At 66.8% G+C, this 755-nt stretch carries 1 protein-coding gene; it reads right to left on the reverse strand.

The annotated features are described in order from the left end of the window. Nucleotides 1-755: NAD(P)/FAD-dependent oxidoreductase (locus BLA15945_RS37530; RefSeq protein ID WP_174994769.1), on the reverse strand; the 755-nt coding region annotated here is incomplete at both ends.

A 755-nucleotide genomic window follows, 5' to 3' on the forward strand; every position in this document is an offset into this window, starting at 1 on the left:
TGCTTGAAGTTGCGCGCGCGATACAGCTCCGTGTACAGCCACGACTGCTTGAACGCGTCCGGGTACGCGTTGAGCTCGTCCGACTGGCGGCCGGCCTGCACCGCGTCGAACGCGGCGTCGGCGGCCAGCATGCCGGTCTTGATCGCCGCATGGCTGCCCTTGATCCGCGATGCGTTCAGGAAGCCCGCGTCGTCGCCGATCAGCGCGCCGCCCGGGAACACCGTCTTCGGCAGCGACAGCAGGCCGCCGGCCGTGATCGCGCGCGCGCCGTACGACACGCGCTTGCCGCCTTCGAGGAACGCGCGGATCGACGGATGCGTCTTGTAGCGCTGGAATTCCTCGAACGGCGACAGGTACGGGTTCGTGTAGCCGAGGCCGACCACGAAGCCGACCACGACCTGGTTGTTGTCCATGTGATACAGGAACGAGCCGCCGTACGTATCGGACTTCAGCGGCCAGCCGGCCGTGTGGATCACGAGGCCCGGCTTGTGCTTCGCGGGATCGATTTCCCACAGTTCCTTGATGCCGATCCCGTACGCCTGCGGCTCCGCGTTCGCGTCGAGCTTGAACTTCGAGATCAGCTGGCGGCCGAGGTGGCCGCGGCAGCCTTCGGCGAACAGCGTGTACTTCGCGTGCAGCTCCATGCCGAGCTGGAAGTTCTCGGTCGGCTCGCCGTCCTTGCCCACGCCCATGTTGCCGGTCGCGACGCCTTTGACCGAGCCGTCGTCGTTGTACAGGATCTCGGCGGCCGGGAA

Source organism: Burkholderia arboris (genome assembly GCF_902499125.1).
GTDB classification, from domain to species: Bacteria; Pseudomonadota; Gammaproteobacteria; order Burkholderiales; family Burkholderiaceae; genus Burkholderia; species Burkholderia arboris.